Raw genomic sequence first — 21,209 nt, forward strand, 5'->3', positions numbered from 1 at the left:
ACCGGCAGGTTGAGGCCCCCCGAGACCTAGGACGCCACCAGCACGCCTCGCCGGCTCCGGCGCCGCTTCCGGTGCTGCAGGGTGCCCACGCCGACCGCCGACTGGCAGCGGCGGGCCAGGTCGCGCCGGTTCGCCGTCGGGAGCTGCAGGGATTCGACGTGGACCCGGGCCAGCGTCCGCCGCTGGGTGAGCAGCCGGCCCACCGACCGCGGCAGTGGGTCGTCGCCGACGAAGGCCGGTGTCGTCGAGAGGCTGCCGTCGACGTGGTGGTAGGTCAGCCGGACCGGCTGCACCGGGCGGTTGGCGTCGATCGCGGCCTGGAACATCGCCGGATAGAAATTGCCGGACCCGCGATGCGTGCGGGCGGCCGCGCCGGTCACCGCCCCGGGACCGTGGCGGCCGCACCAGGTGGTGCCCTCCGGGAAGGCGACGACGGTCTGGCCTTCGCGCAGCCGGCGTGCGACGGTGTCCACCACCACGGGCAGCTGTCGCAAGCTGGATCGTTCGATGGGGATGACCTTCAAGATGCGGGCCACGATTCCGGTGGCGAAGCCGCTGAACATGTCGGCGCGCGCCACGAATGACCCGGGCAGCACCGAGCCGATGGTGAAGACGTCCAGCCAGGAGATGTGCGGGCTGACCACCAGGACGCCGCGCAGGTTGCGGATCGGGCTACCCGACACCGTGATGCGGACTCCGAAGCAGCGCAGCACCAACCGGCAGTACAGGCGCTGCACCTGCGTCTGCCCCGGCAGCGGCACCGCCAGCAGCGGCAGCCCCGGTAGCAGGAGCAGTGCCAAGGAGACACGCAGCGCGATCCGCAACGCCACCCGCAGCCGGGAGCGGGCGACGTCGCCGATACCGACACAGCCGCTGTCGCACGTCGTGCGCGGCTGCCAAGCGTGGGCGGTGGCTGCGGGGGCGCACGACGTGGTGTTCACTGGGCGCCGCCTGCCATCTCCGTCGCCGCCGACACCGACCGAAGTCGTCTCAGATATCGGGTATCCGCGTGCTGTTTGTCCAGCAGGACGCAGAAGTCGCCGACACCGAAGTCCGGATCGTGCGCGGGCTCACCGCAGACCTTCGCGCCCAGCCGCAGGTAGCCGCGCATGAGCGCGGGCACCGCGGGCCGCGATGGGGGCTCGATGTCGTCGATGCCCTTGCCGTCGACCATCACCGGCCGGTACGGGTTCACCCGGTACTCGGGCGCGACCGCGTGCCGGGCCAGGATGAAGTCCCGCACGCCGCGCAGCTGGCTGCCGGGGGCGTCACCGTCGGCCTCGTCGCCGATCGGCACCGAGACGCAGCCGGTCACGTAGTCGTAGCCGTAGCGGTCCAGGTAGGCGAGGATCCCCGCCCACATCAGCAGCACCACGCCGCCGTTGCGGTGACCGTCGCGCACCACGGCGCGACCCATCTCGACCAGCGACGGCCGCAGCGGGTCGAACGCGCGAATGTCGAATTCCGTTGCGGTGTAAAGCCCTCCGGCCGCGATCGCACCCGCGGGCGCCAGCATCCGGTAGCACCCCACCAATTCGTCGGTGTCGTCGTCGCGGACCAGCAGGTGATCGCAGTATTCATCGAACCGGTCGACATCGCGGTCGCCCGCCGCCGCCGGCAGTGCGAAACCGGGCGTACTGGTGAACACGTCGTATCGCAGTCGCTGCGCCGCTTCGATGAGGCCGGGGTCGGTGGACAACAACAGGGAGTAGCTCGGAGAAGCAGAAGAGCTGGTAGCCGCCCCCGCTGCCCTGTCGCTCGGTATCAAGACAGAAGCAATGCCCATGTCAACAACGTCGCGTAAGCGATGAGCCAAACGGCATCAAAGCTGTAACGTGTCGGTGCACGCGAGATGACTAAATGTCTCGAAAAGCTCCTCTACCGGCGCAAGTGCGACCTGTATCACAGCCAAGGGCGTTCCACCAGCGAGCGAGGGCAAGCGGTCGGATTGGGCGAAGACGGCACGGGGTAGGCCGTTGGCGTGCTGAACGGCCTGATGCTCACCGTCGACCGCACGATCGCCGCACCGCCAGCGGCGGTGTGGGGACTGTTGGTCGATCTCCAGGCCTGGCCGCAATGGGGCCCGACGATCCGCAGCGCCACCCTGGACCAGCCGCACAGCGGACTGGGGCTGCACGCGACCGGCACCGTTCAGACGTCGTTGCTCGTCGCGGTGCCGTTCGAGGTCACCGAATTCGATTCAGGGCGCCAGTGGGCCTGGCGGGTTGCCGGTGTCCCGGCCACCCGCCACCGAGTCGAGCCGCTGGGCAACGGCAGTCGGGCAACCATTGCGTTGCCCTGGTGGGCAGCGCCTTATCTGACGGTGTGCGCGCTCGCGCTGCGCCGGATCGACGACATGGCGGCGCGCTCGCTCTAACGGGCAGCAAAAGCCCCCGACGCGGCGTGCGCGCGGGGGCTTTGCGTCGAGCGAAGATCAGCCCTTGCGGGCCTTGACCGCGTCGGTCAGCTGCGGAGCGACCTTGAACAGGTCGCCCACCACGCCATAGTCGGCGATCTCGAAGATGGGTGCCTCTTCGTCCTTGTTGACCGCGACGATGGTCTTGGACGTCTGCATGCCGGCGCGGTGCTGAATGGCGCCCGAAATGCCCAGCGCGATGTAGAGCTGCGGCGACACCGTCTTTCCCGTCTGGCCCACCTGGAACTGGCCCGGGTAGTAGCCGGAGTCGACGGCGGCACGCGATGCGCCGACGGCCGCGCCCAGCGAGTCGGCCAGGGCCTCGACCACGTTGAAGTTCTCCGCGCTGCCCACACCGCGGCCACCCGAGACCACAATGGTGGCCTCGGTCAGCTCCGGGCGGTCGCCGGCGACGGCAGGCTCGCGAGAGGTGATCTTGGTGGCGTTCTCGGCGGGAGCCGGAACCTCCACGGTGACCTGCTCACCAGCGCCTGCCTGCGGCTCGGCTTCGATGGCACCGCCGCGCACGGTGATCACGGGCGTGTCGCCGTTGACCTGCGCCTCGACGGTGAACGCGCCACCGAAGATGGAGTGCACCGCCTTATTGCCCTCTTTGACCTCGACCACGTCGACCAGCAGGCCAGAGCCGATCCGGGCTGCGAGCCGGCCCGCGACCTCCTTGCCGTCGGCGTTGGCGGATAGCAGCACTGCGGCGGGCGAGTTGGACTCGACCAGCGAGGCCAGCACGTCGACCACCGGCGTGATCAGGTATTTTTCGGCGTCGTCGGACTCCGCGACGTAGATCTTCGCGGCGCCCGCTTCCTTCAGCCCGTCGATCAGCGGTGCGGCCGTGCCGGGTGCACCGACCACGACCGCGGCCGGCTCGCCCAGCGCGCGGGCCGCGGTGATCAGTTCGGAGGTGACCTTCTTGAGGGCGCCTTCGGCGTGCTCGACGAGCAGCAATACTTCAGCCATGGTTCTGTCGCTCTTCTCGTGATGTGGGACTGTCTGAATGGATGGGGCGCTCGTTAGATGATCTTCTGGGCGACCAGGTATTGCGCCGCCTGGGTGCCACCCTCGCCCTCGTCGGTGACCTTCTCGCCCGCGGTCTTGGGCGGCTTCGGCGTCGACGACAGCACCGTCGACCCGGCGTTTTTCAGCCCGACCTCGTCGGCCTCGACCCCGATGTCGGCCAGGGTCAGCACCGTCACCTCTTTCTTCTTGGCGGCCATGATGCCCTTGAAGGAGGGAAAGCGAGGTTCGTTGATCTTCTCGGTGACGCTGACCACCGCGGGCAGGGTGGCCTCGAGGGTGAACAAGCCGTCGTCGGTCTCGCGCTCGCCGGTGACCTTGCCGTCCTCGAGGGACAACTTGCGCAGGTGGGTGAGCTGCGGCAGGCCGAGGTACTCGGCGATGATGGCCGGCACCGCGCCGCCGGAGCCGTCGGTGGATTCGTTGCCCGCGATGACCAGCTCGGTGCCCTCGATGGTGCCCAGCGCACGGGCCAGCGCCCATGCAGTTTGCACAACGCAGGATCCGTGCATGCCCTCGTCCTTGAGGTGAACCGCCTTGTCGGCGCCCATCGACAGGGCCTTGCGGATGGCCTCGGTGGCGCGCTCGGGCCCGGCGGTCAACACGGTCACCGACCCTTCGCCACCTTCCCGCTCACGGATCTGCAGGGCCTCTTCGACCGCGCGCTCGTTGATCTCGTCGAGCACCGCGTCGGCGGCTTCCCGGTCGAGCGTCCAGTCGCCGTCGGTTAGCTTGCGCTCTGACCAGGTGTCCGGGACCTGCTTGATCAGGACCACGATGTTCGTCATGAGTGTGGTTCGTCCTCCTCGACGGGGTGTCGCAGCACTCGGCTGCGCTACCTGGATACGTGTTTCGCAACGCACATTTGTGTTACTGCTCGGTAACTTTGTGCGGTCTGCTCTCACACCATAGCGGGTCGTACTGCAGGTATTTGAGGCATGTCACCCCCTGCGAGCGGGGGCTACCCGCGACACGGTTCGCGAATCAGACACTTCGCGTTAGCCTCCCTATGCAATGAGCACATTCGTCCCTGACGTCCCCCAGCACCGCCCCGGCGACACGTTGCCGGAGGTCTCACCAGCTAAACCAGCGGTGTTGACGCTGACGGGCGAGCGCACCATCCCCGATCTGGACATCGAGAACTACTGGTTTCGCCGCCATCAGGTCGTCTACCAACGACTGGCTAAGCAGTGTGTGGGCCGCGACGTGCTCGAGGCCGGATGTGGCGAAGGTTACGGCGCCGACCTGATCGCCGATGTGGCCCGCCGGGTGGTGGCGGTCGACTACGACGCGGCCACGGTGGCCCACGTCCGCCACCGCTACTCCCGGGTCGAGGTGATGCAGGCCAACCTGGCCGAGCTGCCGCTGCCCACCGCGTCGATGGACGTCGTGGTGAACTTCCAGGTGATCGAGCACCTCTGGGACCAGGCGCAATTCGTCGCCGAGTGCGCCCGGGTGCTGCGCCCGTCGGGCGTGCTGATGGTGTCCACCCCGAACCGGATCACCTTCTCACCGGGCCGCGACACCCCGATCAATCCGTTCCACACCCGTGAGCTCAACGCCGCCGAGCTGGCCGCGCTGCTGGTCGACGCCGGTTTCGCCGAGGTGTCGGTCAGCGGGCTGTTCCACGGCCCGCGGCTGCGGGAGATGGACGCCCGTCACGGCGGCTCCATCATCGACGCGCAGATCGCACGGGCGATCGCCGACGCGCCGTGGCCCGCGCAGCTGGCGGCCGACGTCGCCGCGGTCACCACTGACGACTTCGACGTGGTCGGCACCGGTGACGGCCGCGACATCGACGACAGCCTGGACCTCGTCGCCATCGCGGTGCGACCGTGACCGGTTCGGCAAGCCGGGTGCCCGGACTGTTCACGCTGGTCTTGCACACCCACCTGCCGTGGCTGGCCCATCACGGCCGCTGGCCGGTCGGCGAGGAATGGCTCTACCAGTCCTGGGCGGCGGCATACCTGCCGCTGATGCGGGTGTTGCGCAACCTGGCCGACGAGGACCGGCACCGGCTGCTCACCCTGGGCGTGACCCCGGTGGTCAACGCTCAGCTCGACGACCCGTACTGCCTCGACGGCATGCACCACTGGCTGGCGAATTGGCGGCTGCGGGCCGCCGAGGCCGCCAGCGTGCGATCCGGCTACCAGTCGAAGTCGGCGGACTACCTATCCTGCACGCCAGAAGCATTGCGTGAGTTGGGTTTTCGCGAATGCAGGGAAGCGGACGAGGCGCTTGACGAATTTGCCACCCTGTGGCGTCATGGCGGCAGCCCGCTGCTGCGCGGCCTGATCGACGCGGACACCATCGAGTTGCTGGGCGGACCGCTGGCCCACCCGTTCCAGCCGCTGCTGGCGCCACGGCTGCGCGAGTTCGCGCTGCGCGAAGGCCTGGCCGACGCCGAGTCGCGGCTGGGGCCGCGAAAAGGGCACAGCCCCACCGGCATCTGGGCGCCCGAGTGCGCCTATGCGCCCGGCATGGAACACGACTACGCCGCCGCCGGCATTACCCATTTCATGGTCGACGGCCCGTCCCTGCACGGCGACACGGCGCTGGGCCGGCCGGTCGGCGACACCGACGTCGTCGCCTTCGGACGCGACCTGCAGGTCAGTTACCGGGTGTGGTCGCCGAAATCGGGCTACCCCGGGCACGCCGCGTACCGCGATTTCCACACCTACGACCACCTGACCGGCCTCAAGCCGGCGCGGGTCACCGGCCGCAACGTCTCGTCGGAGGCCAAGGCGCCGTACGACCCCGAGCGCGCCGACCGCGCGATCGACGTTCATGTCGCGGACTTCGTCGAGGTGGTCCGCAACCGGCTGACGAGCGAGTCCGAGCGCATCGGGCGCCCGGCCCACGTGGTGGCCGCATTCGACACCGAGCTGTTCGGCCATTGGTGGTACGAGGGACCGACCTGGCTGGCTCGGGTGCTCCGCGCCCTGCCCGCCGCCGGGGTGCGGGTGGGCACGCTCAGCGACGCGCTGGCCGACGGCTTCGTCGGCGACCCGGTCGCGCTGCCGCCCAGCTCCTGGGGGTCGGGCAAGGACTGGCAGGTGTGGGCCGGCGAGCAGGTCGCCGACCTGGTCCAGCTCAACACCGAAGTGGTCGACACCGCGCTGACCACCATCGACAAAGCGCTGTCGCAGAACTCGGACGGGCCCACCCCACGGGATCGCGTCGCCGATCAGATCCTGCGCGAGACCCTGCTGACCGTGTCCAGCGATTGGCCGTTCATGGTGAGCAAGGACTCTGCCGCTGACTACGCCCGCTATCGCGCCCACGTGCATGCGCATGCCACCCGCGAGATCGCGGGGGCGCTGGCGTCGGGCCGGCGCGACACCGCGCAGCGCCTGGCCGACGGGTGGAACCGCGCCGACGGCCTGTTCGGCGCGCTGGATGCGCGAAGGCTGCCCCGATGAGGATCCTGATGCTGTCGTGGGAGTACCCGCCGGTGGTGATCGGCGGGCTGGGCCGGCACGTGCATCACCTGGCGACCGCGCTGGCCGCGGCCGGTCACGAAGTCGTGGTGCTCTCGCGGCGCCCGTCGGGCACCGACCCCAGCACGCACCCGACCGCCGACGACATCAGCGAGGGTGTGCGGGTGATCGCGGCCGCGCAGGACCCGCACGAATTCAGCTTCGGCACCGACATGATGGCCTGGACGCTGGCGATGGGCCACGCGATGATCCGCGCCGGGCTCGACTTGAAGAAGCCGGGCAGCGGACGACCATGGCGTCCCGATGTCGTGCATGCGCACGACTGGCTGGTTGCGCATCCCGCGGTGACGCTTGCCCAATTCTATGACGTGCCAATGATTTCCACGGTGCACGCCACCGAGGCCGGGCGGCATTCCGGCTGGGTGTCCGGCGCGATCAGTCGTCAGGTGCACGCCGTCGAGTCGTGGCTGGTGCGCGAATCCGATTCGCTGATTACCTGTTCGGCGTCGATGGGCGACGAGATCACCGAACTGTTCGGCCCGGGCCTGGCCGCAATCACGGTGATCCGCAACGGAATCGACGCGGCACGCTGGCCGTTCGCGGCGCGCCGCCCGCGCACCGGACCGGCCGAGCTGCTCTTCGTCGGGCGGCTGGAATACGAGAAGGGCGTGCACGACGCCATCGCCGCGCTGCCGCGGATCCGCCGCACCCATCCCGGCACCACACTGACCATCGCCGGCGAAGGTACCCAGCAGGATTGGCTGGTCGACCAGGCCCGTAAACACAAGGTGCTCAAAGCAACTCGATTCGCCGGACATTGCGACCACGCGGATCTGCTGGCGCTGCTGCATCGCGCCGACGCCGCGGTGCTGCCCAGCCACTACGAGCCCTTCGGCCTCGCCGCGCTCGAAGCCGCCGCGGCCGGCACACCGCTGGTCACATCGAACATCGGCGGCTTGGGCGAAGCGGTGATCGACGGGAAGACCGGGGTGTCGTGCGCGCCGCGCGACGTGGCCGGGCTCGCCAACGCGGTACGCAGCGTGCTCGACGATCCCGAGGCCGCCCAGCGTCGCGCGAAGGCCGCCCGCCAGCGGCTCACCTCCGACTTCGATTGGCAGACGGTGGCCAAGGAGACCGCACAGGTGTATCTGGCTGCCAAGCGCGGCGAGCGCCAGCCGCAACCACGGCTGCCCATCGTCGAACACGCCCTGCCCGGCCGCTAGCGCTCGGCAGCCGCGCCGCACACCGGTAGCGTCGTGGGATGGGGATCATATTTTCCAGCGTGGTGGACACGCCGCGCGACGAGGTATTCGCCTGGCACGCCAGACCGGGGGCGATCTACCGGCTGTCGCCGCCGTGGTCGCCGCTGCGGGTGATCGCCGAAGCCGCATCCCTGAAGGACGGGCGTGCCGAGCTCGGGCTGCCTGCCGGCCTGCGCTGGGTGGCCCAACACCAGGCCGATTCCTACGATCCACCCCACCGTTTCGTCGACGCCATCGACAGCGACGGGCTGGCCTCGCTGCCGGCGCGGCTGGCGGTGCGCTGGCGTCACACGCACGACTTCGACGACCTCGGCGAGGGCCGGACCCGGGTCACCGATCGGGTTGAGACGCCGGTGCCGGGTGCGGCGCTGCGCCCCATGTTCGTCTACCGGCACCGCCAATTGGCCGACGACCTGGCCTCACACCGGCTGGCCGCCGAGCACGGCCTAGGGCCGTCGACCGTCGCCGTCACCGGCTCCTCGGGCATGGTCGGCGCAGCCCTGACCGCATTTTTAAGCACCGGCGGCCATCGCGTCATCCGACTGGTCCGCGGCGCAGCCCGCAGCGCCGACGAGCGCCAATGGGACGTCGACGACCCCGACCCGGCCCTGCTGGAAGGCGTCGACGCGGTCATCCACCTGGCCGGCGCCTCGATCGCCGGCCGGTTCACCGAGCAGCACCGAAATGCCATCCGCGACAGCCGCATTGGACCCACCCAGCGACTAGCCGAACTCCTCGCCCACGCAGAAACCAGGCCCGCCGTGCTGATCTCGGCCTCGGCGATCGGCTACTACGGGTACGACCGCGGCGACGACACCCTCACCGAGCACAGCGAGCGCGGCGACGGGTTTCTGGCCGACCTCGTCGCGGACTGGGAGGACTCGACCACCCCGGCCGAGCAGGCCGGGGTGCGGGTGGTTCGGGTACGCACCGGCATCGTGCAATCGCCTCTCGGCGGCACGTTGAAGCTGATGCGGCCGTTGTTCAGCGCCGGGCTGGGCGGTCGCCTGGGCAGTGGTCACCAGTGGCTGTCCTGGATAGGCATCGACGACCTGGTCGATGTGTATCACCGTGCGCTGTGGGACACCGCGTTGTCCGGCCCGGTGAATGCCGTTGCCCCGCAACCGGTCCGCAACATCGAATACACCCGTACCCTCGCCCACGTGGTGCGCAGGCCCGCGGTGTTGCCGGTACCGTCGCTGGGGCCGCGGCTGTTGCTCGGCGAGCAGGGCGCCCGAGAGCTGGCGTGTGCCAACCAGCGGGTGATTCCGGACAAGCTCAACGCGCTGGGCCACACTTTTCGTCAGCCCCATCTCGATCAGGCCCTGCGTCACCTGCTCGGTCGCACTCGCTGATTTTCGCCACGGTCGGCATGCGCCGCGGCGAATTCGGCTGCCCCGCTGCTCTTTTACACATGTACTAGGCGCCTCAGCCCACGGGGCGCCCATTTCTGGCCGAGGCGGCAGGAGTGGCGTACGGTGAGATCATTCAGTAAGTTAATGTTTCAGTAATTGAATTGAGCGCTCGTTTACCGCCACTGTCCGGTTTTTCGTTTATCGTCAAAGGGGTACCACGCGTGAATCCGAGCCGTTCAAGCCAGCGGCTGACCGACCTAGCCGGGGAGGTGTCGGTGGCAGCCGTGCATGCATTCCCCCCGCTACGCCGCACCGAGGGTGCCGGTACCCCGTGGGCGTCGCCCCCTGTCGGCCAGTTCGACACGTGGAAAACGGTTGTGCGCCAAGAGGTGCTCACACGCGTGGCCGCATTCGTCACCCACCGGTGCGCCGACGAGTTGGGCGCCTGCGGTGTGGACGTGGCCGGTGACATCTTGACGGAGTTCGTCAACGGCGGCAAATGCCTGCGCTCGACGTTCATGTACCTCGGCTGGCTGTGCGGCGCGCCGGCCAGCGACGCCGCCCTGTCGGCAGGTGCCAGCCTGGAGCTGCTGCACGCTTTCGCGTTACTGCAAGACGACGTGATGGACGATTCGCCATCCCGCCGCGGACGCCCCGCCGCACATGTCCAATTCGCCAGCTGGCACCGCCACCGCGGTCTGTCCGGCTCGTCGCGACGCTTCGGCGAGTCGGCCGCCGTGCTGCTCGGCGATCTGTGCCTGATCTGGGCCGAGCAGATGCTGCGCGACAGCGGCTTGCAGCGCCATCAGCTGGCCCAGGCGTGGCCGCGCTACGACGCCATGCGCACCGAACTCGCGGTGGGCCAATTCGCCGATCTGGCGATCGACGTCCGCGATCTCCCCACGGTGGAGGACGTGCTCGAGGTGGCGCGGCGCAAGTCGGGCAACTACACCGTGCGCCGCCCCCTCGAGATCGGGGCCGCGATGGCCGGCTGCGACGAGCCCGTGCTCGCCGCGCTCGGCGACTACGGTTGCGCCATCGGTGAAGCGTTCCAGCTGCGCGACGACATCCTCGGCATCTTCGGATCACCCACCGCGACCGGCAAACCCAACAGCGGCGATCTGGTCGAACGCAAGGCAACCAGCGTCGTGGTGGCCGCGCATCAGTTGGCCGATGCCTCGACGCGGCGCCAGATGCGCCAGCTGATGATCGGCGCCTGGCTCGACGACGCCGCGCTGGAGCACTGGCGGAACATGATCGCGGCCACCGGGGCGGTGCAGTGGATCGAAGAACTCATCGCCGACCGTGTCGAGCGGGCGCAAAACGCATTGGACCGTGCCCAGTTCGATCATTCACTCGCCGCCGCGCTGATGGGCATGGCCGACCTGTGCACCCAGCGGGCGGCATGAGCATCCGAACCGTGCCCGGGCGCACCGATCACGTCGTCGTGGTCGGCGCCGGATTCGCGGGGCTTTCCGCCGCTTTGCAGCTGGCCGGCCGGGGTCGCAGCGTCACGGTGGTGGAGCGCAATCCGTGGCCGGGCGGACGTGCGGGCCGCCAGGATATCGACGGCTACCGGATCGACACCGGGCCGACGGTGCTGACGATGCCGGACATCATCGACGAGGCGTTCGCGGCCGTCGGTGAAACCCTTTCCGAGAGAATCGAATTGCTGCCGCTCGATCCGGCCTACCGGGCGATGTTCAACGACGGCAGCGCCATCGACGTGCACACGGACGCCGACCGGATGGCGGCCGCGGTGCGCGATTTCGCGGGGCGGGAGTCCGAGGAGGGCTACCTGCGGCTGCGCGAGTGGCTGACCCAGCTCTACCACACCGAATTCGCCGGGTTCATCGCCTCGAACTTCGACTCTCCGCTGTCGCTGCTCAACGGTCAGCTGGCCAAGCTGACGATGCTGGGCGGATTCCGTCGGTGGGACACGATGGTCAACCGGCACATCAGCGATCCGCGGTTGCGGCGGGTGTTCACTTTCCAGTCGCTCTACGCCGGCGTCGCACCGCAACACGCGCTGGCGGTCTACGCGGTGATCGCCTACATGGACACCGTCGCCGGCGTGTTCTTTCCCCGCGGCGGGGTACGCGCGCTGCCGGATGCACTGGCCGCGGCGGCCGCCGACGCCGGAGTACGGTTCTGCTACGGGTCGACGGTCACAGCGCTGGAGCGCACCGGCGAGCGGATCACCGCCGTGCACACCGACCGCGATGGCCGAATCGCTTGTGACGCAGTAGTTCTGACCACTGAGCTGCCGCAGACCTACCGGCTGCTGGGCCGCAGCCCGCGGCGGCTGCTCCCGCTGCGCCCGGCGCCCTCGGCGGTGGTCGTGCACGTGGGCTCGGCCGCCGTGCCAGCGAACAGCGTGCACCACACCATCCTGTTCGGCGGCGCGTGGGATCAGACGTTCACCGACATCATCCGCGACGGCCGGGTCATGACGGACCCCTCGCTGCTGGTCACCCGCCCGACGGCGAGTGACCCGATGTTGGCACCCGCCGGGCGCGACCTGCTCTACGTGCTGGCGCCGGCGCCGAACCTGAGTCGCGGTGACATCGATTGGGAGCGCACCGGCGACGCCTACGCGGAATCACTGATCGACCTTGTGCGGCAACGGTTGTTCCCCGGCCTGCGCGACGGCGCCCAGCTGCTGCACGTCGACACCCCGGCCGATTGGGCCCGCCAGGACATGACGGCGGGCACCCCGTTCGCGCTGGCACACACCTTCGCCCAGACCGGGCCGTTCCGGCCGGCCAATACCGTGCGCGGTATCGCGAACGCGGTGCTGGCCGGGTCGTCGACACTGCCGGGTGTGGGGGTGCCCACCACGCTCATCTCCGGGCGCCTGGCGGCCGACCGCATCACGGGCGCCATCGACCGGTCAACCACGACCCTGGATCTGAAGGCCCGATGATCCGCGCAGAGTTGGACGCCGCGGGCATCGACGATGCCCGCCTGCGGGCGGCCTATCGACAGTGCCGGCAGATCGCCGCCGAACACGGCCGCACCTATTTCCTGGCGACCCGGCTGCTGGCCCCCGACCAGCGCCCGGCGGTGCACGCGCTGTACGGCTTCGCCCGTCATGCCGACGACATCCTCGACGAGTTCAATCCGGCCCTCGACACTCGTGCGCGGGCGCAGCGGCTGCAGGAGTTGTCTGACCGCTTCTTCGCCGGCGGCGACCGCGACGAGCCCGTCCTTGCCGCGGTCGACGACACGGTGCGTCGCTACCGGATTCCCACGGATTTGTTCGAGGACTTTCTGGCCTCCATGCGCATGGACCTGAGCGTCACCGACTATCCCGACCGCGCGGCGCTCAACCGCTACATGCGTGGCTCGGCGGAAGTCATTGGGCTGCAGATGCTTCCAATCCTGGGAACGGTCGGCACCGTCGACGAGGCCGCCCCGTACGCCGCGGCGCTGGGGCGCGCCTTTCAGCTCACCAATTTTCTGCGCGACGTAGACGAGGATCTGAGCCGCGACAGGATCTATCTGCCCGCCGACGAACTCGCCGCGCACGGCGTCGACCGGGACCTGATGACCTGGTGTCACATTCACCGCCGTACCGACGCGCGGGTGCGCGACGCCCTGGCGGCCCAGCACGAGATCACCAGGGACATCTACCGATTCGCCGCCGACGGCATCGGCCTGCTGGCGCCGCGTTCGCGGCCTTGTGTGGCCACCGCGTTGACCCTGTATTCCGAGATTCTGGATCGCATCGAAGACTGCGATTTCGCGGTGTTCGCCCAGCGGGCGACCGTCGGCACTACGCGACGCATCCAGGTCGCCGGCGGGGCGCTGCTGCGGGCGTGGTGGGCACGGATGGGACGGTCCGAGCGTCGAAGGGCCGGTGCGGCGTGAGCGACCGCTGGGAATACCTGATCGTGCTGGGCTTGTGCGTGGCCATCACCGCGCCCCTGGAAATGTTCGGCGCCGGCGTCTACCGCCAACCGCGGCGGCTGGTGCGCGCGATAGTTCCCGTCGCGCTGGTGTTCCTCGTCTGGGACGCGGTGGCCATCGCCGCAGGCGTGTGGACGTACAACGACGGCTACATCATCGGCGCCCATCTGCCCTTCCGGGTGCCCCTGGAAGAGGTGCTGTTCTTCGTGGTTATTCCGTTGTGCGCCTTGCTGACCTACAACGCGGTGACCGCCATCCTCGAACGGGCCAAGCGGCGATGACGGGCCTGGGCTACACCCTGCCGGCCATCGTGGCGGTGCTGGCAGTGTGCGCGCTGGAGTTCGCGCTGCTGCACACCGGGCTGTTCCGGCGCCCCGCCTACTGGCTGTCGATGGTGATCGTCCTCGGATTCCAGATACCGGTCGACGGCTGGCTGACCAAACGCAGCGCGCCGATCGTGATCTACAACGAACCACAGACAAGCGGCATCAGGTTTCCGCTGGACATTCCCATCGAGGACTTCTTGTTCGGGTTCGCGCTGGTGACCGCCGTGTTGCTGCTGTGGGAACGTCAGCATGCGAGCCGACATGGATAGATCAGGTCTGCCTCGCGCCGCGGTGCCCGACGCCTTCGACGTCGGCGCAACGGCTTACGACCGGCTGGTCGGCGCCAACCCCGCCTATCACGCCAACCTCGCCCTGTCGGCGCAGCGAATGAGCCTGCCCCAGAAGGGCAGGGGAATGCGGCTGCTCGACGCGGGCTGCGGCACCGGCGCCTCGACGGCCGCGCTGCTCGCGGCGGCGCCCGACGCCGAGATCGTCGCGGTGGACGCCTCGCGCGGGATGCTCGATGCCGCACAAGCGAAGTCGTGGCCGTCCTCGGTGCGTTTCGTCCACGCCCGGGTCGAAGACCTGGCCGAACACGGGATCACCGGCCCGTTCGACGCGATTCTGTCGGCGTATCTGCTGCGCAACCTCGCGGACCCGGACCGCCAACTGCGGGCCTTTCGCGACCTGCTGCGACCCGGCGGCACGCTGGCGGTCCATGAGTACTCGGTGCGCGACTCGTCCGCGGCGACATTGACCTGGCATGCGGTGTGCTGGGGCATCATCATCCCGGCCGGCTGGTGGCGCACCCGCGACACCACGCTGTACCGGCACCTGTGGCGCAGCGTCCTGGCCTTCGACGGGGCGGCACAATTTCGGCGCCGCATGCGCGAGGCCGGATTCGCCGGTGTGCGAAGCGAAACCGTGCCCGGCTGGGAACGCAACGTCGTCCATCTATTCCAGGGGGAGGCGCTGCGATGATCGACCGCCACCGCCATGTCCATCCGGCACCGCCGGGGTTGCCCGACACCGGCTCGCTGTCATGGCGGCCGCGCGTCGTGGTCGTCGGCGGCGGAATCGCCGGCCTGACCGCGGCGACCGGGCTCGCCGAACGCGGGATCGACGTGGACGTCGTCGAGCGCGAGGAGTATCTGGGCGGCCGGGTCGGCGGCTGGACCGAATACTCCGACGGCGCCGAGCTGGCGATGAACCGCGGGTTCCACGCCTTCTTCCGCCAGTACTACAACCTGCGAAACCTGTTGCGCCGCGCCGATCCACAGCTGCGCATGCTCGCGCCCGTCGAGGACTACCCGCTGCTCGACGGCGCGGGCCGCCGCGACAGCTTCCGCGGATTGCCGCGCACCCCGCCGTGGAACGCGCTGGCATTCGCGTTGCGCAGCCCGACGTTTCGGCTCAGCGATCTGGCTCGCATCGATGCCCGTGCGGCCGCACCCCTGGCGGCGGTATCGGTGCCGGACATCTACCGCCGGCTCGACCACATCGATGCCGACACCTTCTTGAAGAGCATCAATTTCCCGGAGTCGGCGCGTCACCTCGCGTTCGAAGTGTTCTCCCGGAGCTTTTTCGCCGAACCGGCGCAGTTGTCCGCCGCCGAGCTGGCCACCATGTTCCATATCTATTTCCTCGGCTCCAGCGAGGGCCTGATCTTCGACGTCGCCACCGCGAATTTCGATGTGGCGCTGTGGAATCCGATCCGGCAGTACTTGAGCGACCGGGGTGTTCGGGTGCACCTCGGCGCTCAGGTGCGCCGCGTCTGTCCGGGAGATGCGAAAGCGTTTCGCGTCCATACCGATTCGGGTGATCAGCTGGACGCGGACGCCGTGGTGTTGGCGCTCGACGTGGGCGGTCTGCAGCAAGTGGTGGCCGCGTCGCCGGATCTCGGCGATGAACGGTGGCGCGAGCGGATCAGCCAGTTGCGCACCGCGCCGTCGTTCGTGGTCCATCGGCTGTGGCTGGACTCCCCCGTCGACTCGAACCGGTCGGCGTTCCTCGGCACCGCGGGCCATGAGCCGCTCGACAACATCAGTGTGCTCGAACGCTACGAACGCGAGGCCGCCGCGTGGGCAGGCGCGAACCGCGGCTCTGTGGTCGAATTGCATTCGTATGCAATGACTTCTGAGCTCCCCGACGAGGTTGCGATCGGGCAGCTGCACAAGTTGTACGGCGAGACCGCCGCAGCGCGTGTGGTCCACCAGCGCGTGCTGCGTCGCAGCGACTGCCCGCTGTTCGCGCCGGGCACCTACTCTCAGCGGCCGGCGGTGGCCACGCCACAGCCCGGGCTGGTCCTGGCCGGAGACGGTATCCGCGTGGACCTGCCGGTGGCCCTGATGGAGCGGGCCGCGACCACCGGCTGGTCGGCCGCGAACCAGCTGCTCAGTTCGTGGGGAATTGCCGGCCATGAGCTCTACACCGTTCCGACCCGCGGCCGGTCGGCGCTGCTGCGCTGGATGGCCGAGCGTCAAGGGCGGGGCGCGCCATGAGCATCGGCGACCGACTGCGCGACCACTGGCCAAAGGACGCCCCCATCGGGATGATTCCCCGCGTCGCATGGGCGAAGCAGGAACCGACCTACCGCGACGCCCAGCCGGGCCTGATCGACGCCGCGCTGGATCGCTCCCAGAAGCGGCCGACCGGAAACTGGTATGTATTCGCGCCAAGCCGCGACGTGCGGGCGGGTCGCGCGTACGGCGCACGCGTGGCCGGTGCCGAGCTGGTCGCCTGGCGAGACCCGCACAGCCGGTTGCGGGTTGGCCCCGCGGGCTGCCCGCACCTGGGTGCCGATCTGGCCACCGGGGTGGTGAGCGACGGCATCTTGTACTGCCGCTGGCACGGGCTGGCTTTCGACGGCCAAAGATGCGACCTGCGCTGGAAGCCATTTCCCAGCCATGACGACGGGGTGCTGGCGTGGGTGCGACTCGATTCCGTCGGCGGCGAGGCGCCATTCGACGCGCCGGTGCTGTCGCCACGACCCGACGGCGGCAGTCTGACCGCGGTCGCGCGAGTGGCGGGCACGTGCGAACCGTCCGACATCGTCGCCAACCGGCTCGACCCCTGGCACGGCGCATGGTTTCACCCGTATTCATTCACCCGGCTCGAGGTCCTGACCACCCCGACAGCAGAAGACGACCGCTTCCTCGTCTCGGTGACATTCCGGATGGGGCGCTTCGGCGTGCCGGTGATCGCCGAATTCACCACTCCAGACGCACGCACCGTGGTGATGCGCATCATCGAGGGTGAAGGAACCGGGAGCATCGTCGAAACCCATGCCACACCAACGGGTCCCGGCCCCGACGGGCGCCCGCGCGTCGACGTCATCGAGGCCACCATCGCGTCGTCACCCCGGCCCGGATTCGCCAACGCGCTGCGCGCGGGCCGGCTGATCACACCGCTGATGCGCTATGCCGCGACCCGGCTGTGGCGCGACGACCTGGCCTATGCCGAACGCCGCTACCGACTGCGCACCGGTGGCTAGCATGGAGCCATCACAGCATCTGTTAGCGACGCAAGCCCGAACCAGCCATGAGAAAAGCGTATTTCGGCGTGGTGGGCTTCGCCGTGGGCGCGCACTGGGCCTACCTGCTCTACCTGCCCAGCGGCGGCTTTCTGGCGTTGCGGTGGCGACGGACCATCTGGCTGCATCTGGCAAGCGTGGGCTGGGGCGCGGTGGTCGTGACTCTGCCCGTGCCCTGTCCGCTGACGGTGCTGGAAGATTGGGCTCGCGAGAGGGCGAACATGCGGCCGCTGCCCAGCGCGGGCTTCGTCGACCGCTACGTCGCGGGGACTCTCTATCCCGCCGGCCGGACCGGTGTCGCGCAAACGCTTGCCTTCGTCGCCGCCGCGATGTCGTGGGCCGTGCTGGCGCGACAGCACCACACCGGACACGACGGGCGCGGACGCGGTCCACAAGCCGAGCGCGCTGCGACGCCGTCCCGGGCGTGATGGCGGTTCATGACGATCATTCGCCCCGTCTTCGTTTGCTGTGACGCGCGACGGGGTGTGTTGAGCCTTTTGCGAAGTGTGCGGATACCCTGGTGTATCTAACGAAGGATGCCCGCAAGTGACCAAGCAGTGCGCAGATGACCCATCGCTGGATCGTGTTGCGCTGGAAAAGCGGTTGTCGGCCGACGTACGCGCGATCACGGCGCGGTCCGACCGCGTGGGCCGGCATTATGCGCGACTGAACGAAGTGAGCAGTAACGACTTCCACGCGTTGCTGCACATCATGGTCAGCGAGACCGCGGGTTCGCCGCTGACCCTGGCCCAGCTGCGACAGCGCATGGATGTGTCGCCCGCGGCGATCACCTACCTCGTCGACCGAATGATCGAGGCGGGCCACATACGCCGGGAGCCCGATCCGCAAGACCGGCGGAAGTGGCTGCTGCGCTACGAGGAGCGCGGTATGTCCTTGGCGCACTCCTTCTTCAAGCCCCTCGGGGCCCACCTGAGCGCGGCCATGGTGGACCTCAGCGACGCCGACCTGGACGCCGCGCACCGGGTTTTCACCGCGATGATCGATGCGATGGCAACGTTCGAGGTTGAGCTTGGCCCCCAGCCCGCCGAACGGTCAGCCGGCGTCGGCCGCGGCGCCACCCCGGCCCGAAGGCAGGAATCCGCGCGGTAACGCCCCGGGCAGCAGGCGCTGCTCGATCAGGTCCGCCCCGCGTGCCACACCGCCCGTCGCGGCGAAGCCCGCGGCTACCCGCCGTGCGCCGTCGGCCATCGCCGCGGTGTCGCGCACCGCGGCACGCAGGCGGACCGCGGTCAATCGTCGGGACGGCAGACGGGTGCCGGAGCGGCTCACCTCGACCCGGCGCGCGACTTCGGCTTGATCGCGGGCGAACGGCACCGCGCACACCGGCACACCACGATTCAGGGCCTTCACGGTGGTGCCCATGCCGCCATGGGTGATGGCGCAGATCGCGCGGTCAAGAACCGCACCGTGGTTGACGAACCGGCACACCGTGGCGTTGAGCGCCGGCGCCAGCCGGGGAACGCCCGCCGGGAACGTCGCGACGACGTGCACCGGCTCAGTCGCCAAGGCCTGCAAGGCGATACGGCCCAGCCTGGCATCGGCCTGCGGGATCGACGAGGTACTGACCAGCACGATGGGCCGGTCGATGGCGGCGAGCCAGCCAGGCACTTCCGACGGCGTCGGCTCGAAATCGCACGCACCGATGAAATGCACCGAGTCGCCCCAGTCCGGGTGCGGATATTCAAACGGCTCGCCGCCGACCGCCAACAACAGCGGCGCGCGGCGCATCAGCGCGTCCACCGACTTGACCGTCGGCACACCGAGTTTGGCGCGAAGGTCGTTGACCCGCGGCACGATCCGGCGATCGAACAGAAAGCTCACGAGCGGGCGAACCTGCGCATCGCGCACGGTCCCGGCAAGGCCGGGCAACGGCCGCAGACCGGGCCCGAACGGCGGCGCCGCACGCGACCTCAGGTAGGGCGTGAACGGCGAAAATACAAGCCAGCCAACATGACTCGCCTCCGCCGTCGACATGGCCCCCCAGCAGTTGGCGTCCACGATAACCACGTCGGGTGCCACGCTGGTCATGGCCAGGCGCAGATCGTCGACCTCGAGCACCGCACGCCGGCACAGCACGTCGATGGTTGCCTTCAGAACACCGAAAGCGTTGCGCTCCAGCTGATCATGGCCGGCGATGGCCTCGATTCGCGGGTCGACGGCCTCGGCCTGAATGCCGATCGCTCGCATGGCGTCCACTTCGGCAGCCAAAGTGCGCAGGTGAATTCGGTGTCCCCGCCCGGCGAGTTCACGCAACAGCGCGGCCATCGGATACAGGTGCCCCAACGCCGGTGACCCGTAAGCCAGGATGACCGCCATGCGTCCCGGTCCCTAGCTCGCCGTCGTGCCGACATCGCGCAGGGCGCGCAGATCGGAAGTCCCGCAGCCGTGCAGGCAGATTCGAAGTTCATCGATGAATCGTTGCAGCCAGTCCGTCGCCGCATCCGCGGATTCGATCGCCGCGGGCAACAGCGGCCGGGCGACGGCCACCACGTCGGCGCCCAGGGCCAGCGCTTTGGCCGCGTCCATCCCGGTGCGGATGCCGCCGGACGCGACCAGCGGGATCTCCGGCAGCGCAGCCCGCACCTCGGTGATCGCCTGCGCGGTGGGTATCCCCCAGTCGGCCAGATCCGGGTGGCGCACTTCGCCGTACCGGACCAGTTGTTCCACCCGCGACCACGACGTCCCGCCTGCGCCCGCGACATCGAGACCGGCCACCGGCGGCTCACCGGTCAACCGCAGCAGTTGGGCGACCGCCGTGGCACCGAGGCCGTGGCCGACCTCCTTCAGCAGCACCGGGTAGCCCAGCAGGCCGGCCAGGTCGTGCAGCCGGTCCAGCGATCCCGCGCAGTCGGTGTCACCGCCCCGCTGGACCGCCTCCTGCAGCGGATTGGTATGCACGGCAAGCGCATCCGCTGCGACGCGGTCGAGGGCCGCGACGATGTCGGGCACCGCGTCCTTAGTCAGTTGCGCCAGGCCGATATTGCCGAAAAGCAACACGTCGGGCGCCACATCGCGCACGGCGAAGCTGGGCGCGGCCCGCTCACCCAGCACGCTGTCGAGCATGACCCGCTGCGACCCAAGCATCATTCCGATGCCGAGCCGTTGTGCGGCGGTGGCCAGGTTGCGGTTGATGGTGCCCGACAACTCGGCACCGCCGGTCATCGCGCCCACCAGCACCGGCGCCCGCAGTCGCCCGCCGAAGAATTCGGCGGAAAGATCGATGTCATCGAGGTTGGTCTGGGTCAGCGCGTTGTAGGGAAGGCTGTGATGTTCCAGGCCCGTCGTCAGGTTCTGGTAGCCGACGTCGCCGTCGAGGCAGACGTCGATGTGCCGCCGTTTGCGCGTGGTCAACTCCCCGCGGTCGGCTGTCATCCGCACCTCCTTGACGTTCACATGTTAGGCGGTACCCACGTCGGTACCGGATACTTGTACTTCGTTGTGAAAGCGCCGCATCCCGTCGACCAGCGCGGTGAGAACCCGGTGCGCGGCGGTCAACTCAGCGTCGGGCAGGTCCATCATGGCGGTGTGCGTGTGTGCGGCCAACGGAGCAAAGAAAATGCCCGCCATGTCGGGATCCTGCTCTTGGTATCGCAAGATGACCTTGCGCCGATCGTCGGGATCGGACTCTCGCCTGATGTGGCCGGACCCGATCATGCGCTCGACCAGGTAAGTGATCGCAGCCGCGGACAGGCCCATCTTGTGACGCAACTCCCCCGACGTCAGGGGTGCACCGGAACTTTCGGCGACCAGAATGTGCAGCAGGGCGCGAAAGTCGCTGGGCCGCAGCTGATGTGCCACGGCAAAGACGCGACCCAGCTGCTCGGATTCAGCGGTAAGAGCCCGCGCGTCGGCCGCGATCAGCGCTTCGAGCCGCATTCGCTCGGCTGCCCCCCGATGCGGATTCATCAGAAGC

Annotated in this window: 22 protein-coding genes; 15 read left to right on the forward strand and 7 right to left on the reverse strand. The window is 69.0% G+C overall.

The annotated features are described in order from the left end of the window. Nucleotides 1-26 precede the first annotated feature (26 nt). Both MNAB215_RS00585 and MNAB215_RS00590 read right to left on the reverse strand, forming a co-directional pair. Nucleotides 27-941: a lysophospholipid acyltransferase family protein gene (locus MNAB215_RS00585; protein ID WP_077076998.1), complete on the reverse strand. Its 915-nt coding sequence runs from the start codon at nt 939-941 to the stop codon at nt 27-29. Beyond that, complete coding sequence (locus tag MNAB215_RS00590) at nt 938-1,786, reverse strand: GNAT family N-acetyltransferase (RefSeq protein WP_077076999.1); 849 nt, start codon at nt 1,784-1,786, stop codon at nt 938-940. The genes MNAB215_RS00585 and MNAB215_RS00590 overlap by 4 nt, the downstream gene beginning before the upstream one ends. Nucleotides 1,787-1,981: 195 nt before the next feature. Here MNAB215_RS00590 and MNAB215_RS00595 point away from each other — a divergent pair, with 195 nt between their 5' ends. Further along, nucleotides 1,982-2,377: an SRPBCC family protein gene (locus MNAB215_RS00595; RefSeq protein ID WP_342743160.1), complete on the forward strand. Its 396-nt coding sequence runs from the start codon at nt 1,982-1,984 to the stop codon at nt 2,375-2,377. 57 nt (nt 2,378-2,434) lie between these two features. Here the strand turns inward: MNAB215_RS00595 and MNAB215_RS00600 are convergent, their stop codons facing one another. Together MNAB215_RS00600 and MNAB215_RS00605 are read right to left on the reverse strand one after the other, a co-directional pair. Then, complete coding sequence (locus tag MNAB215_RS00600) at nt 2,435-3,391, reverse strand: electron transfer flavoprotein subunit alpha/FixB family protein (protein ID WP_077077000.1); 957 nt, start codon at nt 3,389-3,391, stop codon at nt 2,435-2,437. 53 nt (nt 3,392-3,444) lie between these two features. Further along, the gene (locus MNAB215_RS00605; protein ID WP_077077001.1) at nt 3,445-4,236 is read right to left on the reverse strand and encodes an electron transfer flavoprotein subunit beta/FixA family protein; all 792 of its coding nucleotides are present in this window, start codon (nt 4,234-4,236) and stop codon (nt 3,445-3,447) included. Between the two features lie 226 nt (nt 4,237-4,462). Here MNAB215_RS00605 and MNAB215_RS00610 point away from each other — a divergent pair, with 226 nt between their 5' ends. The 14 genes from MNAB215_RS00610 (at nt 4,463) to MNAB215_RS00675 (ending at nt 18,385) form a co-directional block, all read left to right on the forward strand. Continuing rightward, entirely contained in the window at nt 4,463-5,287 is an 825-nt protein-coding gene (locus MNAB215_RS00610; RefSeq protein WP_077077002.1) for a class I SAM-dependent methyltransferase, read from the forward strand. Next, the gene (locus MNAB215_RS00615) at nt 5,284-6,870 is read left to right on the forward strand and encodes a 1,4-alpha-glucan branching protein domain-containing protein (protein ID WP_077077003.1); all 1,587 of its coding nucleotides are present in this window, start codon (nt 5,284-5,286) and stop codon (nt 6,868-6,870) included. Before MNAB215_RS00610 ends, MNAB215_RS00615 begins: the two co-directional genes overlap by 4 nt. Then, on the forward strand, nt 6,867-8,111 hold the full coding sequence (locus MNAB215_RS00620) for a glycosyltransferase family 4 protein (protein WP_077077004.1): 1,245 nt from the start codon (nt 6,867-6,869) through the stop codon (nt 8,109-8,111). Before MNAB215_RS00615 ends, MNAB215_RS00620 begins: the two co-directional genes overlap by 4 nt. A gap of 38 nt (nt 8,112-8,149) precedes the next feature. Next, the gene (locus MNAB215_RS00625; protein WP_077077005.1) at nt 8,150-9,505 is read left to right on the forward strand and encodes a TIGR01777 family oxidoreductase; all 1,356 of its coding nucleotides are present in this window, start codon (nt 8,150-8,152) and stop codon (nt 9,503-9,505) included. A 377-nt stretch (nt 9,506-9,882) separates the two neighbouring features. After that, the gene (locus tag MNAB215_RS00630; RefSeq protein ID WP_077078301.1) at nt 9,883-10,914 is read left to right on the forward strand and encodes a polyprenyl synthetase family protein; all 1,032 of its coding nucleotides are present in this window, start codon (nt 9,883-9,885) and stop codon (nt 10,912-10,914) included. Next, nucleotides 10,911-12,431, forward strand: a complete 1,521-nt coding sequence (gene crtI / locus MNAB215_RS00635) for a phytoene desaturase family protein (RefSeq protein ID WP_077077006.1) — start codon at nt 10,911-10,913, stop codon at nt 12,429-12,431. Before MNAB215_RS00630 ends, crtI begins: the two co-directional genes overlap by 4 nt. Next, nucleotides 12,428-13,378, forward strand: a complete 951-nt coding sequence (locus tag MNAB215_RS00640) for a phytoene/squalene synthase family protein (RefSeq protein WP_077077007.1) — start codon at nt 12,428-12,430, stop codon at nt 13,376-13,378. Before crtI ends, MNAB215_RS00640 begins: the two co-directional genes overlap by 4 nt. Further along, nucleotides 13,375-13,698, forward strand: coding sequence for a lycopene cyclase domain-containing protein (locus MNAB215_RS00645; protein WP_077077008.1), 324 nt, complete (start codon nt 13,375-13,377; stop codon nt 13,696-13,698). The genes MNAB215_RS00640 and MNAB215_RS00645 overlap by 4 nt, the downstream gene beginning before the upstream one ends. After that, nucleotides 13,695-14,012 (forward strand): lycopene cyclase domain-containing protein, encoded by a 318-nt coding sequence (locus MNAB215_RS00650; protein ID WP_077077009.1) that lies wholly within the window; start codon nt 13,695-13,697, stop codon nt 14,010-14,012. Before MNAB215_RS00645 ends, MNAB215_RS00650 begins: the two co-directional genes overlap by 4 nt. Then, entirely contained in the window at nt 14,005-14,724 is a 720-nt protein-coding gene (locus MNAB215_RS00655; protein ID WP_425436384.1) for a class I SAM-dependent methyltransferase, read from the forward strand. The genes MNAB215_RS00650 and MNAB215_RS00655 overlap by 8 nt, the downstream gene beginning before the upstream one ends. Next, nucleotides 14,721-16,244 carry an FAD-dependent oxidoreductase gene (locus MNAB215_RS00660; protein ID WP_077077011.1) on the forward strand — a complete coding sequence of 508 codons (1,524 nt, stop codon included), beginning with the start codon at nt 14,721-14,723 and terminating at the stop codon, nt 16,242-16,244. The genes MNAB215_RS00655 and MNAB215_RS00660 overlap by 4 nt, the downstream gene beginning before the upstream one ends. Beyond that, nucleotides 16,241-17,236 (forward strand): DUF5914 domain-containing protein, encoded by a 996-nt coding sequence (locus MNAB215_RS00665; protein WP_077077012.1) that lies wholly within the window; start codon nt 16,241-16,243, stop codon nt 17,234-17,236. The genes MNAB215_RS00660 and MNAB215_RS00665 overlap by 4 nt, the downstream gene beginning before the upstream one ends. Nucleotides 17,237-17,283: 47 nt before the next feature. Beyond that, the gene (locus MNAB215_RS00670; protein WP_077077013.1) at nt 17,284-17,703 is read left to right on the forward strand and encodes a DUF2784 domain-containing protein; all 420 of its coding nucleotides are present in this window, start codon (nt 17,284-17,286) and stop codon (nt 17,701-17,703) included. 118 nt (nt 17,704-17,821) lie between these two features. Continuing rightward, on the forward strand, nt 17,822-18,385 hold the full coding sequence (locus MNAB215_RS00675; protein ID WP_077077014.1) for a MarR family winged helix-turn-helix transcriptional regulator: 564 nt from the start codon (nt 17,822-17,824) through the stop codon (nt 18,383-18,385). Here the strand turns inward: MNAB215_RS00675 and MNAB215_RS00680 are convergent. The 3 genes from MNAB215_RS00680 to MNAB215_RS00690 are packed head-to-tail and all read right to left on the reverse strand — an operon-like array spanning nt 18,329 to nt 21,202. Further along, nucleotides 18,329-19,612 (reverse strand): glycosyltransferase, encoded by a 1,284-nt coding sequence (locus tag MNAB215_RS00680; protein WP_077077015.1) that lies wholly within the window; start codon nt 19,610-19,612, stop codon nt 18,329-18,331. The two genes, MNAB215_RS00675 and MNAB215_RS00680, sit on opposite strands and share 57 nt — an antisense overlap. Before the next feature lie 12 nt (nt 19,613-19,624). Then, the gene (fni, locus tag MNAB215_RS00685) at nt 19,625-20,668 is read right to left on the reverse strand and encodes a type 2 isopentenyl-diphosphate Delta-isomerase (protein ID WP_077078302.1); all 1,044 of its coding nucleotides are present in this window, start codon (nt 20,666-20,668) and stop codon (nt 19,625-19,627) included. Nucleotides 20,669-20,692: 24 nt separating this feature from the next. After that, a complete protein-coding gene (locus MNAB215_RS00690) occupies nt 20,693-21,202 on the reverse strand; it encodes a MarR family winged helix-turn-helix transcriptional regulator (RefSeq protein ID WP_077077016.1) in 510 nt (169 codons plus the stop codon). Between the last annotated feature and the right edge of the window lie 7 nt (nt 21,203-21,209).

It is taken from the genome of Mycobacterium numidiamassiliense (assembly GCF_900157365.1).
GTDB classification, from domain to species: domain Bacteria; phylum Actinomycetota; class Actinomycetes; order Mycobacteriales; family Mycobacteriaceae; genus Mycobacterium; species Mycobacterium numidiamassiliense.